Below are 25,727 nucleotides of genomic sequence, written 5' to 3' on the forward strand. Positions count from 1 at the left end.
CACCACCAGCGCCGGATACGGCTCGAAGCCGGTGATCAGCCGCTCGATGCCCTCGCGCACCACGTCCACCACGGCTCGCGGCCGCCCCTCCGGGCTGCCGGCGTCAGTCCGTCCAGGTGGTGAAGAGGGCGTTCAGTCCCTCGGCCATGGTCGGATGGGCGATGAGGCCGTCGCGCAGCGCAGTGTACGGCAGCCCGGCCCACATGGCCGTCTGCACCACGGTCAGGACCTCGGAGGACTCCGGACCGAGCAGCGCCACGCCGAGGATCTCCTCGGTGTCGCGGTCCACGACCGCCTTCCACAGGCCCCGGGTGTCGCGCAGGGTCCGGGACCGGGGAATGGCCTTGACCGGCAGCTTCGCGACCCGTACGTTCCGGCCGGTGGCGCGGGCCTGGGCCTCCGTGAGGCCCACGCGGGCCAGCTCCGGATCGGTGAACAGGTTCCAGGGGATCAGCCGCCGTGAGGTGCTGCGGGTGCCGCCGGCGATGTTCTCCTTCACGACGCGGTAGTCGTCGAGGGAGACGTGGGTGAACTGCGGGCTGCCCGCCACGTCACCCACGGCCCAGGTGTGCGGCGCGTCGGTGGCCAGCCGGTCGTCCACCCGGATGAAACCGCGCGCGTCGGTGCGTACGCCCGCCGCGTCCAGTCCCAGCCCGGCGGTGACCGGGTCACGGCCGGTTGCCGCCAGAATGTCGTCCGCGACCAGGGACCGGCCGTCGTCTAGGAGCAGCCGGAGGCCGTCCTCCTCGCGGACGACATCCTTGACGGTGACACCCCTGACCATCTCCACGCCGTCCTCGCGCAGGTACTCGGCGAGCACCTCTGTGATGTCCGGATCCTCCTGGGGCAGCAGGGTGAGGTTGCGGTCGAGCACGGTCACCTGACTGCCGAAAGCGGCGAACATCTGCGCGAACTCCAGACCGACGTAACCGCCGCCGATCACCACCAGCCGTTCCGGTATGCGGTCGAGCTGCTGGATCGTCTCGCTGTTCAGCGCTCCGGCCTCGGCCAGGCCGGGGACCGGCGGCAGGTGTGGCACGGTCCCGGTGTTGATCACGACGTCCGCGCCCCGCACGAAGCGGCGCCCGCCGTCGTTCAGGCGGACCTCGACCGTCCGCTCCGCGACGAAGCGGGCCTCCCCCAGAACGAGGTCCATTCCGCTGTCGAGGAACTGGCGGTGGTTGAGGTCGACCATCTCCGAGACCACACCCTCCTTGTGGGAGCGCAGGAGCCGCAGGTCGACCTCCAGCTTGCCCAGGTTCAGCCCCAGCGACTCGGCCGTGGCCGCGCGGCGGGCCAGTCGGGCGCTGGTGACCAGGGCCTTGGTCGGGATGCACGCCACATTGATGCAGGTGCCGCCGATCATGCCGCGTTCGACCATGACCACCTTGCGGCCGACCCGGGCGGTGTCCATGGCCAGCGTCTTGCCGGCCTTGCCCCCGCCCACCACCAGCAGATCGACGTCCTCCACGACGTCCTCGGTACCGATCATCGGCGTGCACTCCCTCAGAGGTGTTACGAACGGACAGTGGACGGCTCTCCCGGTGGTTCCGGTCGACGGCCGTCAGGTCCCAGCGTCACCCCGACGCCGCCTGCCGCGCATCGGTCACATGACTCGTCTCCCCGGGTCTGCCGAGGAACGGCGGCGTTGAGTCATCCGACCGATGCGGGCCCCCGGCCCGGCGCCCTACGTTGGCCCGGCCGCCGGAGTTCCGCATGCGGCGGACGGTACGGGAGCAACGAGCGGAGGCCGTCATGACCATGCACCCGAGGGGCGCGACGACCGGCGGACCGGCCGGGGAACCGGGAGCCGTCGGACCCAGCGTCCGTTTCACCGTCCTCGGCCCGGTACGGGTGTGGGCGGACGGTGTCGAACTGCCCACCGGGCCACGGCAGCAACGGCTCGTCCTGGCGGCGCTGCTGGCACGGGCCGGACGCCCGGTGTCCCTGGAGGAACTCGTCGCTCTGCTCTGGGAGGAGGATCCGCCCGCCAGCGCGGCCAATGCCGTGCACCGGTACGTCGGTGCGCTGCGCCGCCTGCTCGAACCGGGGCTCCCGGCCCGTGCGCCGGGCCAGTGGCTGGTCCGCCGGGCCGGCGGTTATCTGCTGCGGGTCGGTCCGGACGAACTGGACTTGCTGGCCTTCCGGCACCTGGTGCGGCGGGCCCGTGCGGCCGCGGACGCCGACGAGGCGGTGGACCTGTTCGTCGCGGCGTTGGAGCAGTGGCGGGGCCGGTGCGCGGCGGACGTCGTGACCGCGGACCCGGTGCCGCGGGTCTTCGCCTCGGTGGATCACGAGTACGTCGCCGCCGTGTCGGCGGCTGCGACCGTCGCCCTGGGCTGCGACCGGCCCGGAGCCGTCCTCCTGGCGGCACGCCAGGCGGTGGAACGGCAGCCGTTCAATGAGCAAGTGCTGGCCCGGACGATGCTCCTGCTCACCGCCGACGGCAAACAGGCCGAGGCGCTCACGCTCTACCACCGCTTCCGCGCCGACCTGAAGGAGGCGCTGGGACTGTCACCGGGAAGGGACGTGCGCGCCGCCTACGACCGGATCCTGCGCGAACCCCGGGAGCCAGGGCCACCGACTGCGAACGCCGGCCCGGTGACTCCCGCCGCCACCCTCCGGCAGGTCCGTCCGGAAGCGCCGGTACCGCACCATCCGGCGCTCGCCCAACTCCCCGCTGACCTTCCCTGTTTCATGGGACGTACCGAACTCTTGGAGCAGGCGGCGCGCTTCGCGGCGGCCGACGACGACGCGCTGCGCGTGCTGGCCGTGGACGGCATCGCCGGCGTCGGCAAGACCGCTCTCGCCGTCCACCTGGCGCACCGGATCGCCGCCAGCTTCCCGGACGGCCAGCTCTTCGCCGACCTCGGCGGGTTCGCTTCGGCCGACGGCCCGGCCGAAGCGGGCGAGATACTGGCCGGCTTCCTCGCGGCACTGGGGGTAGACCGCACCCGTGTCCCCGCTCGGACGGACGCCAGGGCCGCGCTGTTCCGCAGCGTGCTGGCCACCCGAAGGGTCCTGATGGTGCTCGACAACGCCCACGACGCGGACCAGGTAAGGCCGTTGCTGCCCGGCTCGGCCCGGTGCTCGGTTCTGATCACGAGCCGTCGCAGGCTCACGGACCTCGCCACCATGAACGGCGCCCGGCTGATGTCGCTGGACGTTCCCTCCGCACAGGAGGCGGCCGACTGCTTCGTCCAACGGGTGGGCACCGGAGGCCCCGTCACGGACGCCGCAGCAATCTCCGACATCGTCGAGCGCTGTGGCCGGCTGCCGCTGGCCCTGGGCATCGTGGCCGCCAGGGCGACGGCCTACCCGGACGTGCCGCTGCGGCGGATCGCCGACGAACTGGCGGCGGCCGGGGAGAACCTCGAAGCGTTCAGCGACAACGACCGGGACAATCCGGTCCGCGCCGCCTTCTCCTGGTCGTACCGCCTCCTGGGATCCGACGCGGCCCGGCTGTTCCGCGCTCTGCCACGGCACGGGCGGGGAAGGCTGAGCACCGCGGAGCTGACGCGTCTCGTTCCCGTGCCGGCCCATGTGGCCGCCGAGGCCGTCGCCGCACTGGTGCGTGCCCGGCTGCTGACGCCTGTACGGCCGGACCGGTACGACGTGCATCCGCTGGTCCTGGCGTACGCGGCGGAGCTGGCCCGCGAGAGCCGGCGGCGGACGGGCGTCACCCGGACCGCACGGGCCGGTGCCGGACGCGTCGTGATCCCATCCGCCGGACGGCGTGCGCGCTCCGGCCGCGCCCCGGCGGCGCTGCCGCAGGTCAGGCCGGCGCTTCGCTGACTGCTGCTGCCACGACGCTACGGCTGCGGGCGTCACCGCCGTACCGCTGCGCCTGCCGATTCGACCGAACCCGTGGCTGTCCGCAACGGACGGTGGGCGCAGTACCACGGTGGTGCCTGGTGCCGGCCTGCCCCACGGTGACTGGACCTGCCGGGCCGTGCGTGCACCGGGCGCCCGGGGAACACGTGTGGGTGAAGAGTGTGCCGCACGCCGGTGCCGGAGTGTCAGGCGCGCAGGGCGTCCAGGGCGATGGCGACCTCGTCGGCGACGGAGGACTGGTCCCCGACCACCTTAGCCCGCAGCGTAGCGCCCTCCAGGAGGTCGAGCAGGAAGACCGCGAGAGCGGCGGGCGACCGGTCCGCCGTGATCTCCCCAGTGGCCTGCCCTTCGGCGATCGTCCCCGTCATCGCCTCCGTCCAGCTGTCCAGGGCCTCGCGCACGCTCTCCCGTACGCGCCGCCCCGCGGTGGCACCGTCGCCGGCGAGGGTGCCCAGGAGGCATCCGAACTCCACGCCCGAGGCGCGGACGCGGTCGATCTGTCCGGTGAGGTGCCGGTGCAGCCGCTCCAGGGCGGGGCCTTCGTCGCTCAGAGTGGAGAAGTCGGTGGCCCTCGCGTATCGTGCCACGATCTCCGAGGCCAGATCCTGCTTGCCGGTGAAGTGGTTGTAGAACGACCCCTTGGGCACACCCGCCGCCTCGGTGATGTCCCGCACGCTGGCCGCGTTGAAGCCCTTGAGGCGGAACACGTCTTCGGCGTGCTCGATCAGTTGTTCCCGCACGCTCACACGTGGCATGTCAGCCTCCTTGGACGAGGTGCGGGCTGCCCGCCCGGCGCGCCCGCCGGGCGAGGGAGAGAGCGGCTGTCGCGGCGAGCAGGGCGACGGCGGCGCCGTAGGCGACCACCGTGGTGGGCAACGGAACGAAGTCGGTCGCGAGACCGGCCAGTAGGACCGGTACCCCGTAGGCGGTGTACGCGATGAGGTAGACCGCGGCGAAGAGGCCGCCGCGGTGGGCGTTGCCGGCGGTGGGGCCGAGGATGCGCAGAGAGGAGCCGAACGCCGCGCCCTGTCCCGAACCGCCCGTGAGGGCACCGGCGATGACGAGCGGGAGGCTGGACGCCGCGACGCCGGCGCCCGCCAGTACGGAGCCCGTGAGGAGCAGCATCGCGCCTGCGCGGGTGGCCGCCGTGGCCGGCATACGGCCGAAGGCGATGCCCGCGACGGCCGCGGCCATGGGCTGCAGCGCGACGATCACGCCGTTCACCGCCCCGCTGTGGATGCCGAAGACCTGGCTGTCGAAGGAGGGCGCCAACCCCAGGAAGAGGCCGGAGAACATCCAGCCGGCCGCGACGAGCGGCGCCAGCGACCAGAACCAGCCGCGGGCCGGCCGGACGACGTTGATCTGTGGACGCAGGGAGGCCAGGGCACCTGGACGGCGATCCGCTGTCTTGGGAACGGTGAGCACCGAGACGATGCCGTAGAGCAGGACGAGGGTGAGGCCAAGGAAGACGACCGCGGTGGGGTGGTCGGTGAACTCCACCGCCAAACCTGCGAAGAGCGCCCCCAGGGCGAGACCGCCGACCGGGGCAGCGCTGGTCAGCACGGTCATCAGGGGCAGTCGGCGAGGGCTGGCGAGTTCGATGATCGCGGCGGTGAAGGTGCTCGTGGCCGCGCCGGTCGCCATGCCCTGGACGGCGCGGGCCGCGATGATCCAGCCGATACCGTCGGCGGCGAGGAACAGCCCACTGGTCACCAGCAGCAGAAGCATGGCGACGACCAGCACCGGACGGCGGCCGATGTGATCGGAGGCCGATCCGGCGACCAGCAGGGTGGCCAGGAGGGTTACCGCGTAGACGGTGAAGGCCGCCGTCAACTCCCAGTCGGAGAAACCCCACTGGCGCTGGTAGAGCACGAAGAGGGGACTGCCGGCCCCCGCTCCGAAGGCGACGGCGACAGAGGCGGCCACGACGCCCCACGTCGACAGAGGGCTGCCCCGACCGTCGGGCCCCTCGGATGCGGAGGTGCGCGGTCCGACCGGTGCCGGCCGAGGTGTCATGGGCGTCACTGCAGGGAGCTTCACGGCGTCTCCTCGCGGTCGTCGTTCCGGAAGGGAACGGGTGGTGGCCTGCCGCGGTCGGCAGGCCACCACCCGGGGTCAGGCGGCGACGGAGAGGGCGCGGCGGCCGGCGCTGATCGTCGCGGCGTGACGGGCCACCCGCGCGCCCAGGTACTCGGCGGTGGCGATGTCCGCGGCGTGGACGGTGTCGGTTCCGCCGTCCATCGGGGTCTGGGCACCGGCCCCGGCCCAGAAGCCGAGACGGTTCAAGTCGTTCTCCGATGCGGTGGTGCTGTTCCAGCCGGGGGCCAGGCCCAGGCTGACCCAGAGCATCTGGTGCTGGGCCGCCAGGGCGGCGAAGAAGGCCAGGGTGTTGCTCTTGTCGCCGCTCTTGGACGCGGAGTTGGTGAAGCCGGCGGCGAGCTTGTCAGCCCAGCGTCCTTCGATGAACCGACGGCTGGTGGCCTCGGCGAAGGCGTGGAAGCCGGCCGAGGCGCCGCCCATGTACGTGGGGGAGCCGAAGATGATCGCGTCCGCGTCGTCCAGCTGCTGCCACTGCTCCTCGCTGATGTCGTCGACGTTCACGAAGGCCACGTCGGCCCCGGTTCCGGCGATGCCGCGCCGTACGGCTTCGGCCAGCACCGCGGTGTGTCCGTAGCCGGAGTGGTACGCGACGGCGACGGTGGGGCGGGTCGTCGATGCGGTCATGGTGCAGCTCCTTGAACAGAAAGAGGGTGGGTGAAGAGTTCCGGCCGGTCAGGAGCGGTGGCGCACCACCACCCTTTCAATATGACCGGTCGTCTTAAAATGGTCAAGTGGCCAAGCGAGGCAGAACGGTTTCAGAAGCCGGTCAGGGTCACGCCGCCGTCCAGCCCGGCACCTTGAGGGTGCCGTCCGGCGGCGCTCCGGCTGACCTGGTGGCCGACCGGGTCAGCCCCGTGCGAAGGGGTGGCTCAGGGCCTCGAAGTCGGCCTGTGACAACTCCAGCGCGGCGGCCGCCACGTTGTCCTCCAGGTGCGCCACCGACGAGGTGCCGGGAATCGGCAGCACGACGGGTGAGCGGCGCAGCAGCCAGGCCAGGGCCGCCTGGGACGGCGAGGCGCCCAGCCGGTCCGCGATCCGGGTGAGCGGGCCGCCCGGACTCGCGAGCTGCCCGGTGGCCAGCGGGAACCAAGGCAGGAAGGCGATGCCGTTCGCCTCCGCGTACCGCACGACCTCCTCGGAGTCGCGTTGCGCCACGTTGTAGAGGTTCTGCACGGAGGCGATGGGGACGATCGCCTGGGCGCGGTCCAGATCCTCGACGCCCACCTCGGAGAGCCCGACATGGGCGACTTTGCCTTCGTCGCGCAACTCCCGCAGGACGCCGATCTGCTCCTCGAAGGGCACGGCGGGGTCGATGCGGTGCAGCTGGAAGAGGGGGATGCGCTCCAGGCCGAGTCGGCGCAGGCTGGACTCCGCCTGCCGCCGTAGGTATTCGGGCCGCCCGTTCGACCGCCACTGGCCGGGACCTGGACGGGTCAGGCCGGCCTTCGTGGCGATCACCAGGTTCTCCGGGTACGGGTGGAGAGCCTTGTGGAGAAGTTCCTCCGCCGCGCCGGGACCGTAGGAGTCGGCCGTGTCGAAGAGCGTCACGCCGAGTTCCACGGCGCGACGCAGCACACGCACGCCCCGCTCCTGGTCGGGGAAAGGACCCCATACACCGGGACCGGTCAGCTGCATGGTGCCGTAACCGAGCCGGTTCACCTCCAGCTCGCCGCCGAGGATGAACGTCCCGGAGGACGTCGCTGAGATGCTGTTCATGGTGGTGCTGCCTTTCTGGGGATCGGGAAACCGGGAAGCGACGGTCAGGAGACCGTCACGTCCTCCAGCCGGACCGACACGACCAGTGGGTCGGGGACCTTGTGTCCCCTCTCGTCCCGGCTGTAGATCATCCGGGTGGTCGGAATGACCAGTCCGGAGACCTCCCGGTGGCCGGAGACGTAGTGGGCCGCGGGCGTGGAGCCGGCGATCTCCACGCTGTAGTCACGCCGTCTGATCAGCCCTGAGCCGTCGACGTACAGGGTCTGTTCGGTGCTGAGCGTGGCGATGCTGTCAGGGAAGACCACGTGCAGGCGGCGGAAGGTCTCGCCCTCCTCGGTCCAGGTGCCGATCTCCTCGGTGCGCACGCCCGGGAAGGTGAGGGAGAGGGGCTCGGCCAGGTAGGTCCACATCGCGCTGCCGGAGAAGTAGGCGAGCTGGAGCCGGCTCCACGGGGTCATCAGGTCGTGGCCCGCGAACGAGGTGCGCGGATCGAGGAGTTCCTCGACGGCCCTGCCGTCGGTGTCCTCCACCGCGACCCGGTCCGCCGTGAACGACGTGTGGTGGCCGTCCTGAAAGAAGGGGTCCTGCCGGACGTACTGGCGGCGCAGCCCGACGGTGACGTCCACATCGTCAAGGGCTCCCGGATGGCCCTTCATCCCCCACAGGGCGCCGCCGAAGAACTGGCGGGCGTGGATCTCGTTCGCCTCCTCCCAGCGGGCGCGGCCTCCGTGGGCGTCGAGGACGGTGCTGAGCAGATCGGACATGGTGATGCTCCTGGTGCGTGTGGGATGGAATCAGCCGAGGAACGCGTTGACGTCCTTGGCCACGTCGTGCGGGTACTGGAACAGCGACGCGTGTGCTGCGTCCGGGTAGATGCGGATGCGCGCGTCCGGTATGAGACCGGCCATCAGGTGGCTGGCCTTCGTCGGGATCATCAGGTCGTCGTCGCCCTGGACGATCAGGGTGGGGGCCTGGATGCCGGTCAGCCGCTGGAGGGCCGAGTGGTCGGGGACGCCCCACTCCAGTACGGCGTCGTACTGGGCGTCGCGTGAGGTGAGACTGCTGGGCACGTCCCGGTCCTCGGTGCGCGCCATGAAGCGGCCGAGGAACTCGATCCCCTTGGCCTGGCTGGTCTCGGTGTGCGCGAAGAAGATGTACAGCAGGTCCTCGCCGGTCGGCTCCTTCGCACGGGCGCGGTTCTCGATGTCCTCGCGCCAGCCGTGCATTCCCGGCGCGCCCTTCGGACCGGTGCCGGCCAGCACCAGGCGCCGGATCAGGCGGGGTCGCACCAGCGCGATGTCCTGGGCGGCGAAACCACCGAGGGAGAAGCCCAGGAGGTCGATCCGCTCCAGGCCGAGGGCGACGGTGAAGTCGATGATCTGCCGTGCCAGTTCGGCGACGGTGCGCGCCGGTGTCCCGGTCGAGGAGCCCACCCCGGGGTAGTCGACGAGGATGACCTCGCGCTCCGCCGCCAGGGCGTCCACGAGCGCGGGGTCCCAGTTGTCGAGGTTGCCGGTGAAGTGCTGGAGCATCACCAGCGGCGCCGGGCCGCCGGTACCCAGCCTGCGGTAGGCGTAACGGACACCGTCCGCCTCGACGAACCGGGTGGGCGCGGTGTGATGCGTCACGGGGGACATGACTTCTCCTTGGCGGGCCGTGTGCGATGAGGGGCCGACTGCGGCCACCGCTCCAGCATCAGCGGCAGAAGTGGAAACTTTGTGGCCCGCTTCTTGACGCCGGGCGGTGGGCGGACGCGGATCACGCCGGCGGTCGCTGCCCGTGACGCGGTGGTGTGCGCAGGCGGATGTCCCGGGGCCGGGCCCCGGCCTCGTGCGTACCCTTCCCGACCGGGCCTGGCCCCGGATGCCGGAGACGGGATGCCGCCTCGTGGGCGACAGGATCGCGCTGCGGGCGCGGAGAACCGATATCTGCTCCGCGAGGACCGCCGCGGGTGCCTCGTGGCGTCATATCCGGATGTTCCAGGCAGTTCAGTGCAGTGCTGAGAATTAACGGGCCATGGACCGTCAGGGCGCTACTGCCAGCTGGGTTACGGCTCTTGCCAAGCTGCTGTCCGTGTCCTTTTGGTGGCCCGCTATATGACTTGTGGCTAGCCGTGTATCGGAAAGAGGACTCGAAGCCGTTCGTGCGATGGTCGATGAAGGACGACCGTAAGGCGGGCCACATCGCTGTCCTTCATTGCCGGTCACGAGTGGGCGGGGAGTCAGCTCATTGTCAGCCTGCTCCGGCCGGGTCGGGCACTGGTTCGGGCGAAGCCGTCCGGTTGTGGTCGAGACGTGTCGGTGCGCCGGGATCGATGGGACGGTTGCGCGATGCCGTCCCGTACGGGGGTCTGACTCGTGAGATTTTTGACCGAAGTGTCCAGTCACCGGCATGTCGACCGTCGTTGCGGGATGCTGCCTGCCACCGAGCCACAGGGCGTGTCCCTATAGGGGCCTTGCCGAGTTCCAGGCGCCATCACGGTTCAGACCGCCCGAGCGGGCCGGTGCCATCCACACAGCCAGCACGTCACCACGTAGGAGGCGAATCATCATGACGACCCGACAGCGCAGTACCTCCTCGAGCACGGATCCGCCCGTCCGGCGCGAGGTCGTCCTGGGCGTGGACACGCACGGCAAGGTTCACGTCGCCGCCGTGATCTCCCCGCTCGGGAAGATCCTGGGCACCGAGTCCTTTCCGGCGACGGCGGCCGGTTACCGACAACTGCTCGTGTGGGCCCGCAAGCGGGGTACGGTGCGCCGAGCCGGCGTGGAGGGCACCGGCACCTTCGGAGCGGGCCTGTCCCGCTACCTGGTGACCCAGCAGATCCAGGTGTTCGAAGTGAACCGGCCCGACCGGTCGGCCCGCCGGTTGCTCGGTAAGTCGGACCCGCTCGATGCGCAGGCCGCAGCGCGAGCCGTGCTCAGTGGTCGCGCCCGGGCCCAGGCCAAATCCGGCGACGGACCCGTGCACAGCGCCCGGATCTACAAACTCGCCAAGGACTCCGCGGTCAAGGCCCGCACCCAGGCGATCAACCAGCTCAAGGCCGTCCTGGTCATCGCCGACCCCGCCCTGCGGGAACGGTTGTCGACCTTGGGCAATGCCGAGCTGTTCCGCACCTGCGCGACCCTCAGCCCACCCGATGGTGGGGGAGACGAGGACGCGGTGGCCCAGGCCACCCACATGACATTACGCATGCTCGCCGAACGCATCGAACAGCTCAGCGGACAGATCAACGAGCTGAACCAACGCCTGACCCGGCTCGTCGAACGCTACGCGCCGCAACTGCTCGTACCGGTGGGCATCGGCCCGGACAGTGCCGCCACTCTCCTGATCACCATGGGGGACAATCCCGAGCGACTGAACACTGAGGCGTCCTTTGCTGCCCTTTGCGGAGTCAGCCCCATCGAGTACTCCTCTGGCCGACGGTGCACGCGTCGGCTCAACTACGGCGGCGACCGGCAGGCGAACGCTGCCCTGCACCGCATCGTGTTCACCCGCCTGCGCCACGACCCGCGCACCCGGGCGTACTACGAACGCCGCACCCAGGAGGGCAAGACCCGCCGTGAGATCATCCGATGCCTCAAGCGATATGCCGCCCGCGAGGTCTTCAACCTGGTCAGACCGGTTTCCCGCACCCCTGCGTTATAGGGGCGTCCGTGAGACGTGAGAGGGTCTGGGGCGTGAGCGAGACACCACCCAACACCCTGCAATACCGCTTTGACGGGCCAGAAGACGCTCCGGTCCTGATCCTGGGTCCCTCACTGGGTACCACATGGCACATGTGGGACCGGCAGGTCCCCGAGCTGACGAAGCAGTGGCGTGTGTTCCGGTTCGATCTGCCGGGACACGGAGGCGCCCCCGCCCACCCCGCGGGCTCGGTCGCCGATCTCACCACGCGGCTGCTCGCCACCCTCGAGAGCCTCGGCGTGCAGCGCTTCGGCTACGCGGGCTGCGCGCTCGGCGGCGCCGTGGGGATCGAGCTGGCCCTGCGCCACCCCGAGCGCCTGGCGTCCCTCGCGCTGATCGCCGCCTCGCCCCGCTTCGGCACGGCGGACGAGTTCCGCCGGCGCGGGGTGATCGTACGGACCAACGGGCTCGACCCCATCGCCCGCTCCGCGCCGGAGCGGTGGTTCACCGGCGGCTTCGCCGCCGCCCAGCCCGCGATCACCGAATGGGCCGTGCAGATGGTGCGCACCACCGACCCCGGCTGCTACATCGCCGCCTGCGAGGCGCTCGCCTCGTTCGACGTGCGGGCCGGACTCGGCAGCGTCGGCGTGCCGACCCTGGTGCTGGTCGGCTCCGAGGACCAGGTCACCGGCCCCGCCGAGGCCCGCACCCTGGTCGCCGGGATCCCGGACGCCCGGCTCGCCGTCGTACCCGGCGCCTCCCACCTGGTGCCGGTGGAGCAGCCGGCCGCCGTCACCGATCTGCTGGTGCGGCACTTCTCCACCGCCTGGCAGCCCGGTTTCGACACCGCCACCGGCCACGTCGCCCTGCCGGCGGCGGCGGTGAAGCCGGTGCCGGCCGTCGCCCCGCCGCAGCAGGTCCCCGTCGCCGAGATCGCCCCGCCGCCCGTCGCACCGCAGCGGCCGCAGGGCAGACCGGACGCCTACGACGCCGGGCTCAAGGTCCGCCGGGAAGTGCTGGGCGACGCGCACGTCGACGGGGTGCTGGCCGGGACCGACGACTTCTCGGGCGACTTCCAGGAGCTCGTCACCCGCTACGCCTGGGGCGAGGTCTGGGACCGGCCCGGACTCGACCGGCGCACCCGCAGCTGCGTCACCCTCACCGCCCTCGTCGCCGGCGGCCACCTGGAGGAGCTCGCCCTCCACGTCCGGGCCGCCCTGCGCAACGGGCTCACCCCGGACGAGATCAAGGAGGTGCTGCTCCAGGCGGCCGTCTACTGCGGCGTCCCGGCGGCGAACAGCGCCTTCCGGGTGGCCCAGCAGGTGGTCCGCGAGGAGACCACGCCCCAGGAATGAGCCCCCCGGGGGTGCTCCGCGCGGCCGTGAGCGGCACGGGGGCAGGATGGAACCATGAAGCTCACGAAGAAGTCGCACGCCTGTGTCCGCCTGGAGAAGGACGGCCGCGTCCTCGTCCTCGACCCCGGAGGGTTCAGCGAGCAGGACGCGGCCCTCGGCGCGGACGCCGTCCTGGTCACGCACGAGCACCCCGACCACTTCGACGAGGGCCGGCTGCGGACCGCGCTGGAGGCCGACCCGGCCGTCGAGATCTGGACCCTGAGGTCGGTCGCGGAACAGCTCTCGGCGGCCTTCCCGGGCCGCGTGCACACCGTCGGCCACGGCGACACCTTCACCGCCGCCGGCTTCGACGTCCAGGTCCACGGTGAACTCCACGCGGTGATCCACCCCGACATCCCGCGCGTCACCAACGTCGGCTACCTCGTCGACGACGGGAAGCTCTTCCACCCGGGCGACGCGCTCACCGTCCCCGACCGGCCGGTCGAGACGCTGATGCTGCCGGTCATGGCGCCCTGGAACAAGATCTCCGAGGTCATCGACTACGTCCGCGAGGTGAAGCCGCGGCGCGCCTACGACATCCACGACGCCCTCCTCACCGACCTCGCCCGGCCGGTCTACGACCGCCAGATCGGCGCGCTCGGCGGCGCGGAACACCTGCGGCTCGCGCCGGGCGGCTCCGCCGAGCTGTGAGGCGGCGGGCGGCGGGCGAGCGTTGTCACAGGTGCCGGGTAGGTTGGGGAACATGCGCATCGCGACCTGGAACGTGAACTCGATCACCGCCCGCCTGCCGAGGCTCCTGGCCTGGCTGGAGAGCAGCGGCACGGACGTGCTGTGCCTCCAGGAGGCCAAGGTCGCCGAGGAGAAGTTCCCGGTGGAGGAGCTGCGCGAGCTGGGCTACGAGTCGGCGGTGAACGCCACCGGCCGGTGGAACGGCGTGGCGGTGCTCTCCCGCGTCGGCCTGACGGACGTCGTCAAGGGCCTGCCGGGCGACCCCGGCTACGACGGCTCCGTCGAACCCCGCGCCGTCTCCGCGACCTGCGGCCCGGTCCGCGTCTGGTCGGTGTACGTGCCCAACGGGCGCGAGGTGGACCACCCCCACTACGCGTACAAGCTCCAGTGGTTCGAGGCGCTCAAGGCCGCCGTGGCCGGCGACGCGGCGGGCGGCCGCCCGTTCGCCGTCCTGGGCGACTACAACGTGGCACCGACCGACGACGACGTCTTCGACCGGGCCGTCTTCGAGGGCTCCACCCACGTCACCCCCGCCGAGCGCGCCGCCCTCGCCTCCCTGCGCGAGGCCGGCCTCTCCGACGTCGTCCCGCGCCCCCTCAAGTACGACCACCCGTTCACGTACTGGGACTACCGCCAGCTCGCCTTCCCCAAGAACCGGGGCATGCGCATCGACCTGGTGTACGGCAACGAGCCCTTCGCGAAGGCGGTCACGGACTCCTACGTCGACCGCGAGGAGCGCAAGGGCAAGGGCGCCTCGGACCACGCACCGGTCGTGGTGGACCTCGACGTGTAGCGAGACGCCGGCCGGCCGCCGTCCGACCCCGCGCGCCTGTGGTGTGCGACACGGTACGGATGACAGGCTGGCGGTATGAACATCCCTTTCCTGGGCAACCGGCGCCGGAAGACGGGAGTTCCCGATCCCGAGGGCATCGCGGAACTCCTCGCCGAATGCGAGCTCTTACGCTCCCAGGCCGACCGGGCGGGGGTCCGGCTCGACGACTCCCCGGCCTCGCTGGAGGCGCTGGACCAGCTGGTGCCGCGCTGGCGGGACGACGAGGAGACCGCGACCTGGCTGGGCAACGACGCCGGACTGTATCTCGGCACCGTCATCGTGCGCACCGTGCCGGGGGCCGGCTGGGAGATCCGCGCGGACGGCCAGCCGGTCGTACGGCTCACCTCCGGCCGGGAGTTCGACGTCGTGGACGCCGGACACGAGTGGGCGGCCGACGGCGTGCCCGAGCTGTCCCAGCTGTACGCGGAGGTCGCGGAGGCGTGAGGCCCCGGTCCGCCACTCGGCGCACACCGGTGTAAATACGGCTGATGACCGAGGAACGCGTGTCGCACCCTCCCGGTGATCTTGTCCGGATACGTTGCGGCGACCGCTGCACGGCCGAGACGAGTAGGGGCGGGCATGACCGTCGATCCGCTGATCGAGCTGCGTGACGCCGACAAGTACTTCGGGGGCCTCCGCGTCCCGCGGGACGTCGGGCGCACCGTGGGCAGGGGAGAGGTGGTCGTCGTCATCGGCCCGTCGGGGTCGGGGAAGTCGGCGCCGTGCCGGGCGATCAACCGGCTGGAGACCGTCCGGTCCGGCACGATCCTGCTCGACGGACAGCCGCTCCCGCACGAGGGCAAGGTGCTGGCGAGGCCGCGCGCCGACGTCGGCATGGTCTTCCAGTCGTTCAACCTCTTCGCGCACAAGACCGTGCCGCGGAACGTCTCGCCGGGCCGGGTGAAGGTCCGCGGACGGAAGAAGGAGGACGCCGACCGGCGCTCCCGCGACCTCCTCGACCGCGTCGGCGTCGTCGACCGGGCGGACGAGTACCCGGCGCAGCTCTCGGGCGGCCGGCAACCGGGGTCGCCTCCCAGGCCTTTGAGGCACTGGGGGAGGGTGGCGATCGCGCGGGCGCCGGCGGTGGAGCCCAAGGCGGTGCTGTTCGACGAGCCGACCTCCGCCCTGGACCGGAAGGTGATCAACGAGGTCCTGGAGGTCGTGCGGCAACTGGCCGGTGAGGGCATGACCGTGATCGTGGTCACGTACGAGACGGGATGCGCCCGCCCGGCCGCCCACCGCGTGGTCCTCATGGCCGACGGCCGGATCGTGGAGGACCGCCCGCCCGGTGAGTTCTTCGGCGATCCGAGGAGCGACCGGGCCGAGGACTTCCTCTCCAAGATCCTCAAGCACTGACGGATGAGGCCCATGGATCCGTTCGCCCGGACCTCGACTAGGATGGTCCCTTCATCCCGGTGGGGGAGGGGACTCCGCGTCAGGAGCGGGGACACCGTCACCGGGAGGGGCCCACCGCCCCACGTCCACGGGGCGGCGGAGCACATCGGCCAGTCCCGTCCGGCGGCAGTCGGAGATCACTGCTCGCGCGGCGGACGCGACCCCGACGGGTCGCCCGCCGGCGAGGAGAAGGTCAGCTGCGCGCCGGACGGGTGGTGCCGGACGAGGTCAGCCCGCCCGGTGACCGGTGCGCGGCGCGGCAGCCGGCAGCGCGCTCTGCGCGGTCCTGGTCACATCCGCGACCAGTTCGACCACATCGGGGCCGTACGCCTGTGAGTTGATCACCTTCAGCAGCAGGACGAACGAGTTCGAGCCGTACTTGCGGGCCAGCCGCTCGTGGTGGCGGGCGAGGTAGCGGGTCGCGGCCTGGTTGGTGATCGCCCGCTGACCGCAGAACAGGAACACCGGCCGCGTCTCGCGCCGTTCACCGGCGGTCAGCCGCGCCAGCAGGACGTACTCGGTGACGCCCGGGTCCATGCGGTAGCGCTCGGAACCGATCTGGAAGGCGCCCCGGTCCGGGCCCGGCTCCGGATCTATGTTGACCCGCACCCCCGGCAGCATGGCCGCCATGTGGGCCACCATCCGCCGGTTCGACCCCGGCCCGCCCACACAGAACTCGGTCCGCTCGCCGAAGCCCTGGTGGGCCGCGTCCTGGGTGATCATCTGGACGTGCGCCCCGCAGTCCTTGATCAGCGCGGAGAGCTCGAGCAGCGCGAACACGTCGAAGCGGTGCACCGCCGGTTCCGCCGCCGCCGGATCGCGGTTGACGACGAGCAGGGACTCGGAGTTCTCCGGCAGGCCGAAGAACGCCTGCTTGCGCCGGAGCTTCCGCCTCCACAGATAGGTACGGGCGATCCAGCCCAGCGCGGCGCTGATGCCGGCGGCCACCACGCCCAGAACGATGTTGCGCACGTCGTCACTCATGGGCGCGCATGCTAGCGGTCCCACGCAAACCCGTGTTCGAGACGTAGACCGCAAGGCCCGCCGGACGACGGGACGGCACACCCCTTCGGCATCCCTGACGGGAGCCCGGTGACGAACTAGGCTGCGCGGACAGCCGTTTACCGGAGGTACGGATGCGCCGTCCTGTCGCACGGAATCTCGCAGCCCTGGCGGCCGGTGCCGCCGTCCTGTCGGTGGGGGCGGCCCCGCCGCCCGACCGGCACGAGACGCCCGCCCGACACACCCCCGACAAGGTCCCGGTGGCCGTCGGCCACGGCGGCGCGGTCTCCAGCGTCGATCCCGACGCCTCCGCCGCCGGGATCGAGATCCTGAGGAAGGGCGGCAACGCCGTCGACGCGGCCGTCGCCACGGCCGCCGCGCTCGGCGTCACCGAGCCGTACTCGGCCGGCATCGGCGGAGGCGGCTACTTCGTCTACTACGACGCCCGCTCCCGCACCGTGCACACCCTCGACGGCCGCGAGACGGCCCCGCTCACCGCCGACGCCGGACTGTTCCTGGAGAACGGCGAGCCGGTCCCGTTCGCCGAAGCCGTCAGCAGCGGACTCGGGGTCGGCACCCCCGGCACCCCCGCCACCTGGCAGCGGGCGCTCGACAGGTGGGGCGAGCGCGGCCTGGGCACGGTCCTCAAGCCCGCCGAACGCCTCGCCCGCGACGGCTTCACAGTCGACGACACCTTCCGCGCACAGACCGCCGCCAACGAGACCCGCTTCCGCCACTTCCCCGACACGGCCGAGCTGTTCCTCCCGGGCGGCGAACTCCCGGCCGTCGGCTCCACCTTCAAGAACCCCGATCTGGCCCGCACCTACAAGGAGTTGCGCCGCGAGGGCGTCGACGCCCTGTACCGGGGCGACATCGGCCGGGACATCGTGCGGACCGTCAACAAGCCTCCCGTGGACCCCGATTCCGGCTGGAACGCCCGGCCCGGCGAGCTGTCCGAACGCGATCTCGCCGCCTACCGCGCCAAGTTCCAGCCGCCCACCAGGACCTCGTACCGCGGACTGGACGTCTACTCCGTCGCGCCCTCCTCCTCCGGCGGCACCACGGTCGGCGAGGCCCTCAACATCCTGGAGCGCACCGACCTCTCCGAGGCGAGCGACGTCCAGTACCTGCACCGCTTCATCGAGGCGAGCCGCATCGCGTTCGCGGACCGGGGGCGCTGGGTCGGCGACCCCGCCTTCGAGGACGTACCGACCGAGGAACTGCTCTCCCAGCGGTTCGCCGACTCGCGCGCGTGCCTCATCGAGGACGACGCCGTCCTCACCAGCCCCCTCGCCCCGGGCGACCCCCGCGACCCCGAGCCCTGCGCGACCGGCGGCGAGGCCGCCCCGACGACGTACGAGGGCGAGAACACCACGCACCTCACCACCGCCGACCGGTGGGGCAACGTCGTCGCCTACACCCTCACCATCGAGCAGACCGGCGGCAGCGGCATCACCGTGCCCGACCGCGGATTCCTGCTCAACAACGAGCTGACCGACTTCTCCTTCGCCCCGGCGAACCCGGCCGTCCACGACCCGAACCTGCCGGGCCCCGGCAAGCGACCCCGGTCGTCCATCTCGCCGACGATCGTGCTCGACCGGCACGACCGGCCGGTGGTGGCGCTCGGCTCGCCCGGCGGCTCCACCATCATCACCACCGTGCTGCAGACCCTCACCGGGTTCCTCGACCGCGGGCTGCCCCTGGTCGACGCCATCGCCGCGCCGCGCGCCAGCCAGCGCAACACGGCACGGACGGACCTCGAACCCGGCCTGTACGGCAGCGAGGTCAGGCAGCGCCTGGAGGCCATCGGACACTCCTTCCGGGAGAACCCGGAGATCGGCGCGACCACGGGCGTCCAGCGGCTGCCGGACGGCAGGTGGCTCGCGGCGGCGGAGAAGGTCCGCAGGGGCGGCGGCTCGGCGATGGTGGTCCGCCCCACGCGCTAGGAACACGCGGGGGACGCCGGTGCTCTCACAGCTCGGGAGCCGGCGTCTCCCGCGTTTGGAACGTCAGGCGCCCGTCCGCCGTGTCCACCGTCACCCGGCCGCCCTCCCGGACGCGGCCGTCCAGCAGCAGCCGCGACAGCTGGTTGTCGACCTCCCGCTGGATGGTGCGGCGCAGCGGCCGGGCGCCGTACTCGGGCTGGTACCCGCGCTCGCACAGCCAGTCGACGGCGGCGTCGGTGAAGTCGATCGCGATGTCCTGGCCCTTCAGCCGGCGCCGGGTGCTCTCGAGGAGCAGGTCGGTGATCCGCCGCAGCTCCTCGGCGGTCAGCTGGCGGAACACCACGATCTCGTCGATCCGGTTGAGGAACTCGGGCCGGAAGTGCTCCCGCAGCGGCCGCAGGATCTGCTCGCGCCGCGCCTCCTCGTCCGCGTCCGCGCCGCCGGACGCGAACCCCAGGGTCGCGCCGCGCCGGGTGATCGCCTCGGAACCGAGATTGCTGGTCATCACGATCACGGTGTTGGCGAAGTCCACCGTCCGGCCCTGCGAGTCGGTCAGCCGGCCGTCGTCGAGGACCTGGAGCAGGATGTTGAAGACGTCCGGGTGCGCCTTCTCCACCTCGTCGAGCAGCAGCAGCGAGTACGGGTGCCGGCGCACCACCTCGGTGAGCTGCCCGGCCTCCTCGTGCCCCACGTAACCGGGCGGGGCGCCCACCAGCCGGCTGACCGTGTGCCGCTCCTGGTACTCGCTCATGTCGAGGCGCACCATCCGGTCCTCGCTGCCGAACAGCGCCTCGGCGAGCGCCCGCGCCAGCTCCGTCTTGCCGACGCCGGTCGGCCCGAGGAACAGGAAGCTGCCGATCGGCCGGTCGGGGCTGGCGAGCCCCGCGCGGGAGCGCAGCACCGCGTCCGACACGACGCGCACCGCCTCCTCCTGGCCGACGACCCGCTGGTGCAGATGCTGCTCCAGCCCCAGCAGCCGGTCCTTCTCCTCCTCGGTGAGGCGGCTGACCGGGATGCCCGTCTGCCGGGCCACCACCTCGGCGATCGCCTCGGCGTCCACCCACAGGCTCTGCCCCTCGTCGACCTCGCCGTCGCCGCCGGCGTCCGTGATCCGCTGCTTCAGCTCCCCGATGCGGTCCCGCAGCTGCGTGGCCCGCTCGTACTGCTCGTCGGCGACCGCCTGGTCCTTGTCGCAGGTCAGCTGTTCGACCTCGCGCTCCATGGCCCGTACGTCCGTGCCCTTGGTCCGGGCCCGCAGCCGCACCCGCGCGCCGGCCTGGTCGATCAGGTCGATGGCCTTGTCGGGGAGCCGACGGTCGCTCAGATAGCGGTCGGACAGCTCCACGGCCGCCAGCAGCGCCTCGTCGGTGTACCGCACCTGGTGGTGGGCCTCGTACCGGTCCCGCAGACCGCGCAGGATCTCGACCGCGTCGGCGGGCGTCGGCTCGGGCACCATGATCGGCTGGAAGCGGCGGGCCAGCGCCGCGTCCTTCTCGATCCGGCGGTACTCCTCCAGGGTGGTCGCGCCCACGATGTGCAGTTCGCCGCGGGCGAGGGCCGGCTTGAGGATGTTTCCGGCATCCATCGAGCCGCCCTCGCCTCCGCCCCCGGCGCCGACGACGGTGTGCAGCTCGTCGATGAAGATGATCAGCCGGTCGGAGTGGGACCGGATCTCCTCGACGATGTTGTTCATCCGCTCCTCGAAGTCGCCCCGGTAGCGGGTCCCGGCGACGACCGCCGTCAGGTCCAGGGCGACCACGCGCCGTCCGAGGAGTACGTCGGGTACGTCCCCCTCGGCGATCCGCTGGGCCAGCCCCTCCACGACGGCGGTCTTGCCGACGCCCGCGTCACCGATCAGCACCGGGTTGTTCTTGCCGCGTCGGGAGAGCACCTCGACGGTCTGCTCGATCTCGTCGTCGCGCCCGATCACCGGGTCGACACGGCCCTCGCGGGCGAACTCGGTGAGGTCACGGCCGTACTTGTCCAGGGTCGGCGTGCCCGTCGCGGGGCGGGGCCGTTCGGCGCGGACCTGCGGGGGCTCCGGTGCCTCCGGGGGGCCGGAGGGGGAGAACCGGGCCGCGTTGAGGATGTGGCCCGCAGCCGAGTCGGGGTTGGCGGCGAGGGCGGTGAGCACGTGCTCCGGGCCGATGTAGCCGGCGCCGGACGCCCTGGCCATCTCGTGCGCGTCCAGCAGGGCCCGCTTGACGGCGGGGGTCAGGGACAGCGAGGTCGGGGGCGGGGCCTCGCCCGGGCCGTGCTGGACGGGTCCCGACCGGTCGTCGATCTGGGACGCCAGGGAGTCGGGGTCCGCACCGGACCGGCTGAGCAGGCTCCGGGTCGGTTCGGCGGAGAGGGCGGCGCGCAGCAGATGCTGGGTGTCCAGGTCACGGCTGCCGTGTTCGGCGGCGTACTGGGCGGCGCCGCGCACCAGTTCCCGGGCGGGCTGGCTGAGGAGTCGGCCGATGTCGATCTGGCGGGGGCGCGCGCCCCCGAAGAAGCGGGCGAGGAATTCTGCGAAGGGGTCGCCCTCCGGGCCGACGAAACCACTCGTCATCGTCATCCGTTCCTTCGCTGGGTCGACGTGCCGGGGCCGGGTAACCCGGTCGGGGCTCGCTCATGCCCACGATGACACGTTCCGTATCCGCGGGCATGTCAGGAGGGCGACGGAGTGCGGCCCGCGGACCGGCGGTCGCCCGGCCGCAGCATCTGGCTCGCGGCCAGCTTCCGGTAGAGGGGGTTGGCGGCCAGCAGCTCCTCGTGCCGCCCCTGGCCCACGGTCCGGCCCCGGTCCAGGACGACGATGTGATCGGCGTGCCGCACGGTGGACAGGCGGTGGGCGACGACCAGCAGGGCGCACTCCCGGGCCACGTCCTTCATCACCGTGGTCAGCGCCGCTTCGTTGATCGCGTCCAGGTGGGAGGTCGGCTCGTCGAGCAGCAGCAACGAGGGACGGGCGAGCAGGGCCCGGGCCAGCGCCACGCGCTGGCGTTCGCCGCCCGAGAGGGTGCTCCCGCGCTCGCCGACCACGGCGTCCAGACCGCCGGGCAGCCGGTCGACGACCTCCTCGAGCCGGGCCAGCTCCACCACCCGCCTCAGCTCCGTCTCCGGGGCGTCGGGCACGGCGTAGGCGATGTTCTCCCGCAGGGTGCCGTGCACGACGTGGGTGTTCTGGTCCACGACGGCGATACGGCGCCGGCACGCGTCGCGGCCGAGTTCGACGGCCGGCCGGCCGTCGAAGAGCACGGCGCCCGCGTCCGGCTCGTAGAAGCCCGCGACCAGTGCGAAGACCGTGCTCTTCCCGGCGCCCGAGGGGCCCACCAGGGCGACCTGACGGCGTGGGGCGACGGCGAAGGACACACCGCGCAGCACCGGCCGGCGCGGGTCGTAGCCGAAGCGGACGCCGTCCAGGGCGAGCGCGGGACGCTCGTCGCCGCCCGGCGCCGCGGGGCGGGGCCGGACGCGGGCGGGTGCGGCCGGGACCGACGGCCCGGTGTGCTCGACGGGCAGGCGCAGCACCTCCTCGACGCGCCGGTGGGCGCCCATGCCGCGCTGGACGAGGCCCACCGCCTGGAAGACGGAGGACAGCGGCAGCACGAGGTAGGAGGCGTACAGCAGGAAGGCGACCAGGTCGCCGAGGGAGCCGTCCCGGCCGCCCACGCGCAGGCCGCCGACGACGAGGACCACGAGGAAGGAGCCCTGGACGGCGAGTTCGACGGCGGGGCTCATGACGGAGGCGAGCTTCGCGGTGCGCACGCCCGCGTCGTGGGCCTCCTGCACGCGCGCTCCCACCCGGGCCGTCTCGCGCCCCTCGGCGCGGTGCACCCGGACCATGGGCAGGGCGCCGAGGGCCCGTTCCAGGTCGGCGGCGACGGCACCGACCGCGCGCTGCATGCGTTCGGAGGCGCACCGGATCCCCTTGAGCAGGGAGGTGACGACACCGGCCGCGGCGGCTACGGTGAGCACGACCAGGAGCAGCAGCAGCGGGTCGAGCCACGCCATCAGGACCACGGCCCCGACGGCGACGACGCTCCCGGTCACCAGGTCGACCAGGGCCTGCGAGACGACCTCGCGCAGCAGGGCCGTGTCGGTGGTGACCCGGGAGACGAGGTCGCCGCAGCGGTGGCGGTCGTACTCCCGCATCTCCAGCCGGAGCAGCCGGTCCACCAGGCCGAACCGGAGCTGCCGTACGACACCCTCGCCCATGCGCTCCAGGAGGAAGCGTCCCACCGAGCCGGTCGCGGCCTCGGCGGCGAACAGCGCGCCGAGCAGGGCCAGCAGCGGCCAGACGACCTGCCCGCGGCCGCTCGCGTCCACGGCGTGCCGGGCCACGAGCGGCTGGGCCAGCCCCAGGGCGGAACCCGCGAGGGTCAGTACGGCGGCCACGGCGACGGCCCGCCGGTGCCCGGCGGTGAGACGGTAGAGCGTACCGAGCGCCGCCCGGGTGGACCGGTCCTCGCCCGGGGCCGGCGGGGGAGCGGGGGGACCGGCCGGTTCCCCGGTGTTCCGGGCCGGGGGGTCGGTGGTGGGGACGTCGGCCGTGGGAGTGTCGGCGTTCGGGGTGTCGGCGGCCGGGGTGCCGGAGTGCCGGGACATCGGGGCGTCGGTCACCGGGACGGCGGGCGGGGACGGGGCTCGACGGAGACCAGCCGGGCGAAGTACCCCTCGGGCACGCCCTCCCCGACCGGGAGGCCCTCCGCCTCGATCCAGGCGTGCGCGGTGAAGGGCGGCACGACCCGGACCCCGGCGCACCAGGTCGGCCACGTGCCCCGCAGCCGGCACAGCAGGACGGCGCCCAGGGAACGGGGCAGGCAGCCCTTCGGACCGGTGCAGCGCAGGCTGACCGCGCACAGGGCGTCCCGCGCGTTCTGGGCCTGGGCGGCCGTGGCGGGTGCCGCGCCGCGCCGCAGGACGCACAGCACGGCGCGGATGCGGCGGGGCGGCAGCAGGGTGAGCAGGAAGGCGGGCAGCAGGACCAGACGGGCGACCAGGCGCAGCCCGAGCGGCACCCCGGTGGGGCGTTCCAGCGCGCTGGGCGTGGTCATGAGGCCAGCCCCGCCTCGCGCAGGTCGCGGACGAGCGCCTCGACGTCCCGCAGGGCCTGCGGCCGCTCGATGTCGAACTCGCGGACCAGTACGGCGGCCGCGTCGGCGATCTCGCCGCCGTCCATCAGCGTCCGCACCACCAGCGTGGCGGTGGGGTTCAGCTCCCAGTAGTCTCCGGCCCGTTCGTTCAGGAGCACGGTGCCGTAGTCGGTCTCGGCGGTGGAGACGTGTGCGTCGAAGCGCAGGGGCATGGCATCGCCTTTCTGTGCCGCGAGGGGCCCTCGCGGCCACGGAGGGCTACGGGATACGGGTACCGCCGCGGCTGCGGGAGCGCCCGCGCAGCCACACCTCGGCGGCGATCGTCGAGTAGAGGACGGCGTCGGACAGACCGGGGGAGGCCGGCCGCCGGGCGAGCCGGCGCAGCTCGGCGCCGTCCACCAGTCCCAGCCGCTCCAGCCGGGAGTCCTCCCACAGCGCCAGCAGGTCGGCACGGTTCTCGCGCAGTCCGTTGGAGGCGTCCATGGAGGCCGCGGCCTTGGTGGTCCGGCGCAGGCACGGCTCGGGAACCACCCCGCTCATCGCGGTGGTCAGCACCGGCTTGTACCGGAACGGTGTGACGCGCTCGGCCGGACGCACGGCCAGGCACGCCTCGACGACCCGGTCGTCCAGGAAGGGCGAGGCCATCGGCAGGCCGGCGCGGGCCGCCATGTGGTCCCACTGCCGGATGACGCGGGTGGTGGAGCGGATCTGCTCCAGGTCCGCGTGCATGCCCCGGTCGGGGTGGAGCGGAGTCGCCGTCGCCGCGGCGTCGAGCAGTGCCCGCCGTGCCAGCCGTTCGGCGTCCGCGGTCATCCAGCCGAGCAGGCGGGGGGCCATGCCCCAGCCGAGTGCGGTGGCGACGGAGGACGGGGACGGGTCGCGCAGCCGGCCGGCGGCGTCGGCGAGCCACTTCCCGTACGGCCGTGTGTCGGCCAGGGCGCGGACCGTGCCGTCGAGCGGCCACTGCCACAGGGCCCGGAACCCGCGCAGCTGCCGCAGCGCGTGCAGCGGGCGGGTGCGCAGCAGCCGGTGGTAGTACGCCTCGGAGCACCAGGCCACGTGGTCGCCGCCGATGCCGGTCAGGTGCACGCGGCTGCCGCGCGCGGCCAGTCCCGGCAGGTGGTGCAGGGCCCGGGAGCGGTCCATGACGCCGATGGTGGGTTCGTCGAGGCCGTCGTCGATGTCCAGCAGGTCGTCGTAGACCAGCGGCGAGGCGTCGGCGTCCCAGACCACGTGCTCGACGTCCGGGAGGTACCCGGCGGCCCGCTCGGCCCAGTACAGGTCGGTGTCGGCCGGGTCGCGTCCCGGCCAGGTGGAGGCCACCACGCGGGCGGGGGAGCGGTCGGCGAGGAAGCAGACGGAGGTGGAGTCCAGCCCGCCGGACAGGTCGCAGCTGACCACGCCGCCCTGCCGGGTCCGCGCGTCGACGGCGTCCTGGAGCGCCGCGCGGACCGGGCCGGCCGCCTCCATCAGCGGCACGACCGGTTCGGGCGGCGTCCACCACCGCGTGTGCCGTGCGCCGCGCCCGTCCGCCGCGACGACCACCGCGTCCTGCGGGGGTACGGCGGTGACGGCGGGCCACAGCGACGTCTCGTACAGCGGATGCGGGGCGGGCCACAGCAGCCGGACGGCCAGTTCCGCGGGGTCGGGGTCGAGGCCGAGGGCGTCGGCGAGCACGTCGGCCCGGCTGGCGACGACCCGGGTGCCGGCGATCTGCGCGTGGAAGACCAGCCGGAGGCCGGAGGCCGTGCCCTGGACCCGGATCCTCCCGTGGAGGGCGGCCACCAGGTGGAAGCTGCCGGGGAGGGAGCGGGCCAGCGCGTCGACCTCGGCGAGGTCGCGCAACCGGGCCGCCCGGTGCCGCAGTTCGTCCGCCTCCACCGGGCAGCAGCCGAGGACCGCCAGGGCGGCCTCGCCGGCGTGTGCGGTGACGGCCTCGTCGTCGCGCCAGTGACCGACCAGCCAGGGCCGGCCCGAGGGGTGGTCCACGGTCCGGCAGCCGGGCCGGGCGAAGGAGCGGGCCGCGGCGGCCGCCTCCTCGCGGTCGGTGAAGACCGCGAAGTGCGCCTCGCCGGGGCCCGTCCCCGCACTTTCGTGCAGTGGTGTCATG

The 25,727-nt window shown here is 72.6% G+C and carries 21 protein-coding genes; 8 read left to right on the top strand and 13 right to left on the bottom strand.

The features are described from left to right. Positions 1-103 precede the first annotated feature (103 nt). On the bottom strand, positions 104-1,492 hold the full coding sequence (locus tag AB0A94_RS29755) for an FAD-dependent oxidoreductase (RefSeq protein WP_361749029.1): 1,389 nt from the start codon (positions 1,490-1,492) through the stop codon (positions 104-106). 263 nt (positions 1,493-1,755) lie between these two features. On the opposite strand from AB0A94_RS29755, the gene AB0A94_RS29760 reads away from it, so the two are divergent. Beyond that, on the top strand, positions 1,756-3,795 hold the full coding sequence (locus AB0A94_RS29760) for a BTAD domain-containing putative transcriptional regulator (RefSeq protein WP_361749030.1): 2,040 nt from the start codon (positions 1,756-1,758) through the stop codon (positions 3,793-3,795). Between the two features lie 224 nt (positions 3,796-4,019). On the opposite strand, the gene AB0A94_RS29765 is transcribed toward AB0A94_RS29760, so the two are convergent. From AB0A94_RS29765 to AB0A94_RS29790, 6 genes are all read right to left on the bottom strand, one after another. Beyond that, positions 4,020-4,589 carry a TetR/AcrR family transcriptional regulator gene (locus AB0A94_RS29765; RefSeq protein WP_361749031.1) on the bottom strand — a complete coding sequence of 190 codons (570 nt, stop codon included), beginning with the start codon at positions 4,587-4,589 and terminating at the stop codon, positions 4,020-4,022. Between the two features lies 1 nt (position 4,590). Further along, entirely contained in the window at positions 4,591-5,760 is a 1,170-nt protein-coding gene (locus tag AB0A94_RS29770; protein WP_361749032.1) for an MFS transporter, read from the bottom strand. 189 nt (positions 5,761-5,949) lie between these two features. Continuing rightward, a complete protein-coding gene (locus AB0A94_RS29775) occupies positions 5,950-6,558 on the bottom strand; it encodes a flavodoxin family protein (protein ID WP_361749033.1) in 609 nt (202 codons plus the stop codon). Positions 6,559-6,780: 222 nt separating this feature from the next. Continuing rightward, positions 6,781-7,650 carry an aldo/keto reductase gene (locus AB0A94_RS29780; protein WP_361749034.1) on the bottom strand — a complete coding sequence of 290 codons (870 nt, stop codon included), beginning with the start codon at positions 7,648-7,650 and terminating at the stop codon, positions 6,781-6,783. A 44-nt stretch (positions 7,651-7,694) separates the two neighbouring features. Beyond that, entirely contained in the window at positions 7,695-8,414 is a 720-nt protein-coding gene (locus AB0A94_RS29785; RefSeq protein WP_106411639.1) for a hypothetical protein, read from the bottom strand. A 30-nt stretch (positions 8,415-8,444) separates the two neighbouring features. Beyond that, a complete protein-coding gene (locus tag AB0A94_RS29790) occupies positions 8,445-9,287 on the bottom strand; it encodes an alpha/beta hydrolase (RefSeq protein WP_361749035.1) in 843 nt (280 codons plus the stop codon). Between the two features lie 982 nt (positions 9,288-10,269). On the opposite strand from AB0A94_RS29790, the gene AB0A94_RS29795 reads away from it, so the two are divergent. The 6 genes from AB0A94_RS29795 to AB0A94_RS29820 all read left to right on the top strand — a co-directional run bounded on the left by AB0A94_RS29795 (position 10,270) and on the right by AB0A94_RS29820 (position 15,549). Beyond that, positions 10,270-11,298 carry an IS110 family transposase gene (locus AB0A94_RS29795; RefSeq protein WP_361749036.1) on the top strand — a complete coding sequence of 343 codons (1,029 nt, stop codon included), beginning with the start codon at positions 10,270-10,272 and terminating at the stop codon, positions 11,296-11,298. A 32-nt stretch (positions 11,299-11,330) separates the two neighbouring features. Continuing rightward, entirely contained in the window at positions 11,331-12,632 is a 1,302-nt protein-coding gene (gene pcaC / locus AB0A94_RS29800) for a 4-carboxymuconolactone decarboxylase (protein WP_361749037.1), read from the top strand. Positions 12,633-12,686: 54 nt separating this feature from the next. After that, the gene (locus AB0A94_RS29805) at positions 12,687-13,322 is read left to right on the top strand and encodes an MBL fold metallo-hydrolase (protein ID WP_361749038.1); all 636 of its coding nucleotides are present in this window, start codon (positions 12,687-12,689) and stop codon (positions 13,320-13,322) included. Between the two features lie 52 nt (positions 13,323-13,374). After that, a complete protein-coding gene (locus AB0A94_RS29810; protein ID WP_361749039.1) occupies positions 13,375-14,154 on the top strand; it encodes an exodeoxyribonuclease III in 780 nt (259 codons plus the stop codon). Between the two features lie 75 nt (positions 14,155-14,229). After that, positions 14,230-14,637: a DUF6278 family protein gene (locus AB0A94_RS29815; RefSeq protein ID WP_361749040.1), complete on the top strand. Its 408-nt coding sequence runs from the start codon at positions 14,230-14,232 to the stop codon at positions 14,635-14,637. Between the two features lie 135 nt (positions 14,638-14,772). Beyond that, positions 14,773-15,549: an amino acid ABC transporter ATP-binding protein gene (locus AB0A94_RS29820; RefSeq protein WP_361749042.1), complete on the top strand. Its 777-nt coding sequence runs from the start codon at positions 14,773-14,775 to the stop codon at positions 15,547-15,549. A gap of 267 nt (positions 15,550-15,816) precedes the next feature. Here the strand turns inward: AB0A94_RS29820 and AB0A94_RS29825 are convergent, their stop codons facing one another. After that, the gene (locus tag AB0A94_RS29825; RefSeq protein ID WP_361749043.1) at positions 15,817-16,572 is read right to left on the bottom strand and encodes a hypothetical protein; all 756 of its coding nucleotides are present in this window, start codon (positions 16,570-16,572) and stop codon (positions 15,817-15,819) included. Between the two features lie 152 nt (positions 16,573-16,724). Here AB0A94_RS29825 and ggt point away from each other — a divergent pair, with 152 nt between their 5' ends. Continuing rightward, the gene (ggt, locus tag AB0A94_RS29830) at positions 16,725-18,536 is read left to right on the top strand and encodes a gamma-glutamyltransferase (RefSeq protein WP_361749045.1); all 1,812 of its coding nucleotides are present in this window, start codon (positions 16,725-16,727) and stop codon (positions 18,534-18,536) included. Between the two features lie 25 nt (positions 18,537-18,561). Here ggt and AB0A94_RS29835 read toward each other — a convergent pair whose 3' ends face one another. The 5 genes from AB0A94_RS29835 to AB0A94_RS29855 all read right to left on the bottom strand — a co-directional run bounded on the left by AB0A94_RS29835 (position 18,562) and on the right by AB0A94_RS29855 (position 25,726). Then, on the bottom strand, positions 18,562-21,090 hold the full coding sequence (locus tag AB0A94_RS29835) for an ATP-dependent Clp protease ATP-binding subunit (protein WP_361749105.1): 2,529 nt from the start codon (positions 21,088-21,090) through the stop codon (positions 18,562-18,564). A 98-nt stretch (positions 21,091-21,188) separates the two neighbouring features. Continuing rightward, complete coding sequence (locus AB0A94_RS29840; protein ID WP_361749046.1) at positions 21,189-23,129, bottom strand: ABC transporter ATP-binding protein; 1,941 nt, start codon at positions 23,127-23,129, stop codon at positions 21,189-21,191. A gap of 11 nt (positions 23,130-23,140) precedes the next feature. After that, positions 23,141-23,578 carry a lasso peptide biosynthesis B2 protein gene (locus AB0A94_RS29845; RefSeq protein WP_361749047.1) on the bottom strand — a complete coding sequence of 146 codons (438 nt, stop codon included), beginning with the start codon at positions 23,576-23,578 and terminating at the stop codon, positions 23,141-23,143. Continuing rightward, positions 23,575-23,829 (bottom strand): lasso peptide biosynthesis PqqD family chaperone, encoded by a 255-nt coding sequence (locus tag AB0A94_RS29850; RefSeq protein ID WP_361749048.1) that lies wholly within the window; start codon positions 23,827-23,829, stop codon positions 23,575-23,577. The genes AB0A94_RS29845 and AB0A94_RS29850 overlap by 4 nt, the downstream gene beginning before the upstream one ends. Before the next feature lie 46 nt (positions 23,830-23,875). Then, positions 23,876-25,726 (bottom strand): lasso peptide isopeptide bond-forming cyclase, encoded by a 1,851-nt coding sequence (locus AB0A94_RS29855; RefSeq protein ID WP_361749049.1) that lies wholly within the window; start codon positions 25,724-25,726, stop codon positions 23,876-23,878. Position 25,727: the final 1 nt, after the last annotated feature.

This window comes from Streptomyces sp. NPDC044984 (assembly GCF_040646935.1).
Lineage (GTDB): Bacteria > Actinomycetota > Actinomycetes > Streptomycetales > Streptomycetaceae > Streptomyces.

Excerpts from the sequence above, each read along its gene's own strand:
- AB0A94_RS29825 (WP_361749043.1), bottom strand. The coding sequence starts at position 16,572 with ATGAGTGACGACGTGCGCAACATCGTTCTGGGCGTGGTGGCCGCCGGC.
- AB0A94_RS29815 (WP_361749040.1), top strand. The coding sequence starts at position 14,230 with ATGAACATCCCTTTCCTGGGCAACCGGCGCCGGAAGACGGGAGTTCCC.
- AB0A94_RS29760 (WP_361749030.1), top strand. The coding sequence starts at position 1,756 with ATGACCATGCACCCGAGGGGCGCGACGACCGGCGGACCGGCCGGGGAA.
- ggt (WP_361749045.1), top strand. The coding sequence starts at position 16,725 with ATGCGCCGTCCTGTCGCACGGAATCTCGCAGCCCTGGCGGCCGGTGCC.
- AB0A94_RS29840 (WP_361749046.1), bottom strand. The coding sequence starts at position 23,129 with ATGTCCCGGCACTCCGGCACCCCGGCCGCCGACACCCCGAACGCCGAC.
- AB0A94_RS29765 (WP_361749031.1), bottom strand. The coding sequence starts at position 4,589 with ATGCCACGTGTGAGCGTGCGGGAACAACTGATCGAGCACGCCGAAGAC.
- AB0A94_RS29805 (WP_361749038.1), top strand. The coding sequence starts at position 12,687 with ATGAAGCTCACGAAGAAGTCGCACGCCTGTGTCCGCCTGGAGAAGGAC.
- AB0A94_RS29755 (WP_361749029.1), bottom strand. The coding sequence starts at position 1,492 with ATGATCGGTACCGAGGACGTCGTGGAGGACGTCGATCTGCTGGTGGTG.
- AB0A94_RS29820 (WP_361749042.1), top strand. The coding sequence starts at position 14,773 with ATGACCGTCGATCCGCTGATCGAGCTGCGTGACGCCGACAAGTACTTC.
- AB0A94_RS29835 (WP_361749105.1), bottom strand. The coding sequence starts at position 21,090 with ATGACGAGTGGTTTCGTCGGCCCGGAGGGCGACCCCTTCGCAGAATTC.
- AB0A94_RS29850 (WP_361749048.1), bottom strand. The coding sequence starts at position 23,829 with ATGCCCCTGCGCTTCGACGCACACGTCTCCACCGCCGAGACCGACTAC.
- AB0A94_RS29775 (WP_361749033.1), bottom strand. The coding sequence starts at position 6,558 with ATGACCGCATCGACGACCCGCCCCACCGTCGCCGTCGCGTACCACTCC.
- AB0A94_RS29790 (WP_361749035.1), bottom strand. The coding sequence starts at position 9,287 with ATGTCCCCCGTGACGCATCACACCGCGCCCACCCGGTTCGTCGAGGCG.
- AB0A94_RS29785 (WP_106411639.1), bottom strand. The coding sequence starts at position 8,414 with ATGTCCGATCTGCTCAGCACCGTCCTCGACGCCCACGGAGGCCGCGCC.
- AB0A94_RS29845 (WP_361749047.1), bottom strand. The coding sequence starts at position 23,578 with ATGACCACGCCCAGCGCGCTGGAACGCCCCACCGGGGTGCCGCTCGGG.
- AB0A94_RS29810 (WP_361749039.1), top strand. The coding sequence starts at position 13,375 with ATGCGCATCGCGACCTGGAACGTGAACTCGATCACCGCCCGCCTGCCG.
- AB0A94_RS29855 (WP_361749049.1), bottom strand. The coding sequence starts at position 25,726 with ATGACACCACTGCACGAAAGTGCGGGGACGGGCCCCGGCGAGGCGCAC.
- AB0A94_RS29780 (WP_361749034.1), bottom strand. The coding sequence starts at position 7,650 with ATGAACAGCATCTCAGCGACGTCCTCCGGGACGTTCATCCTCGGCGGC.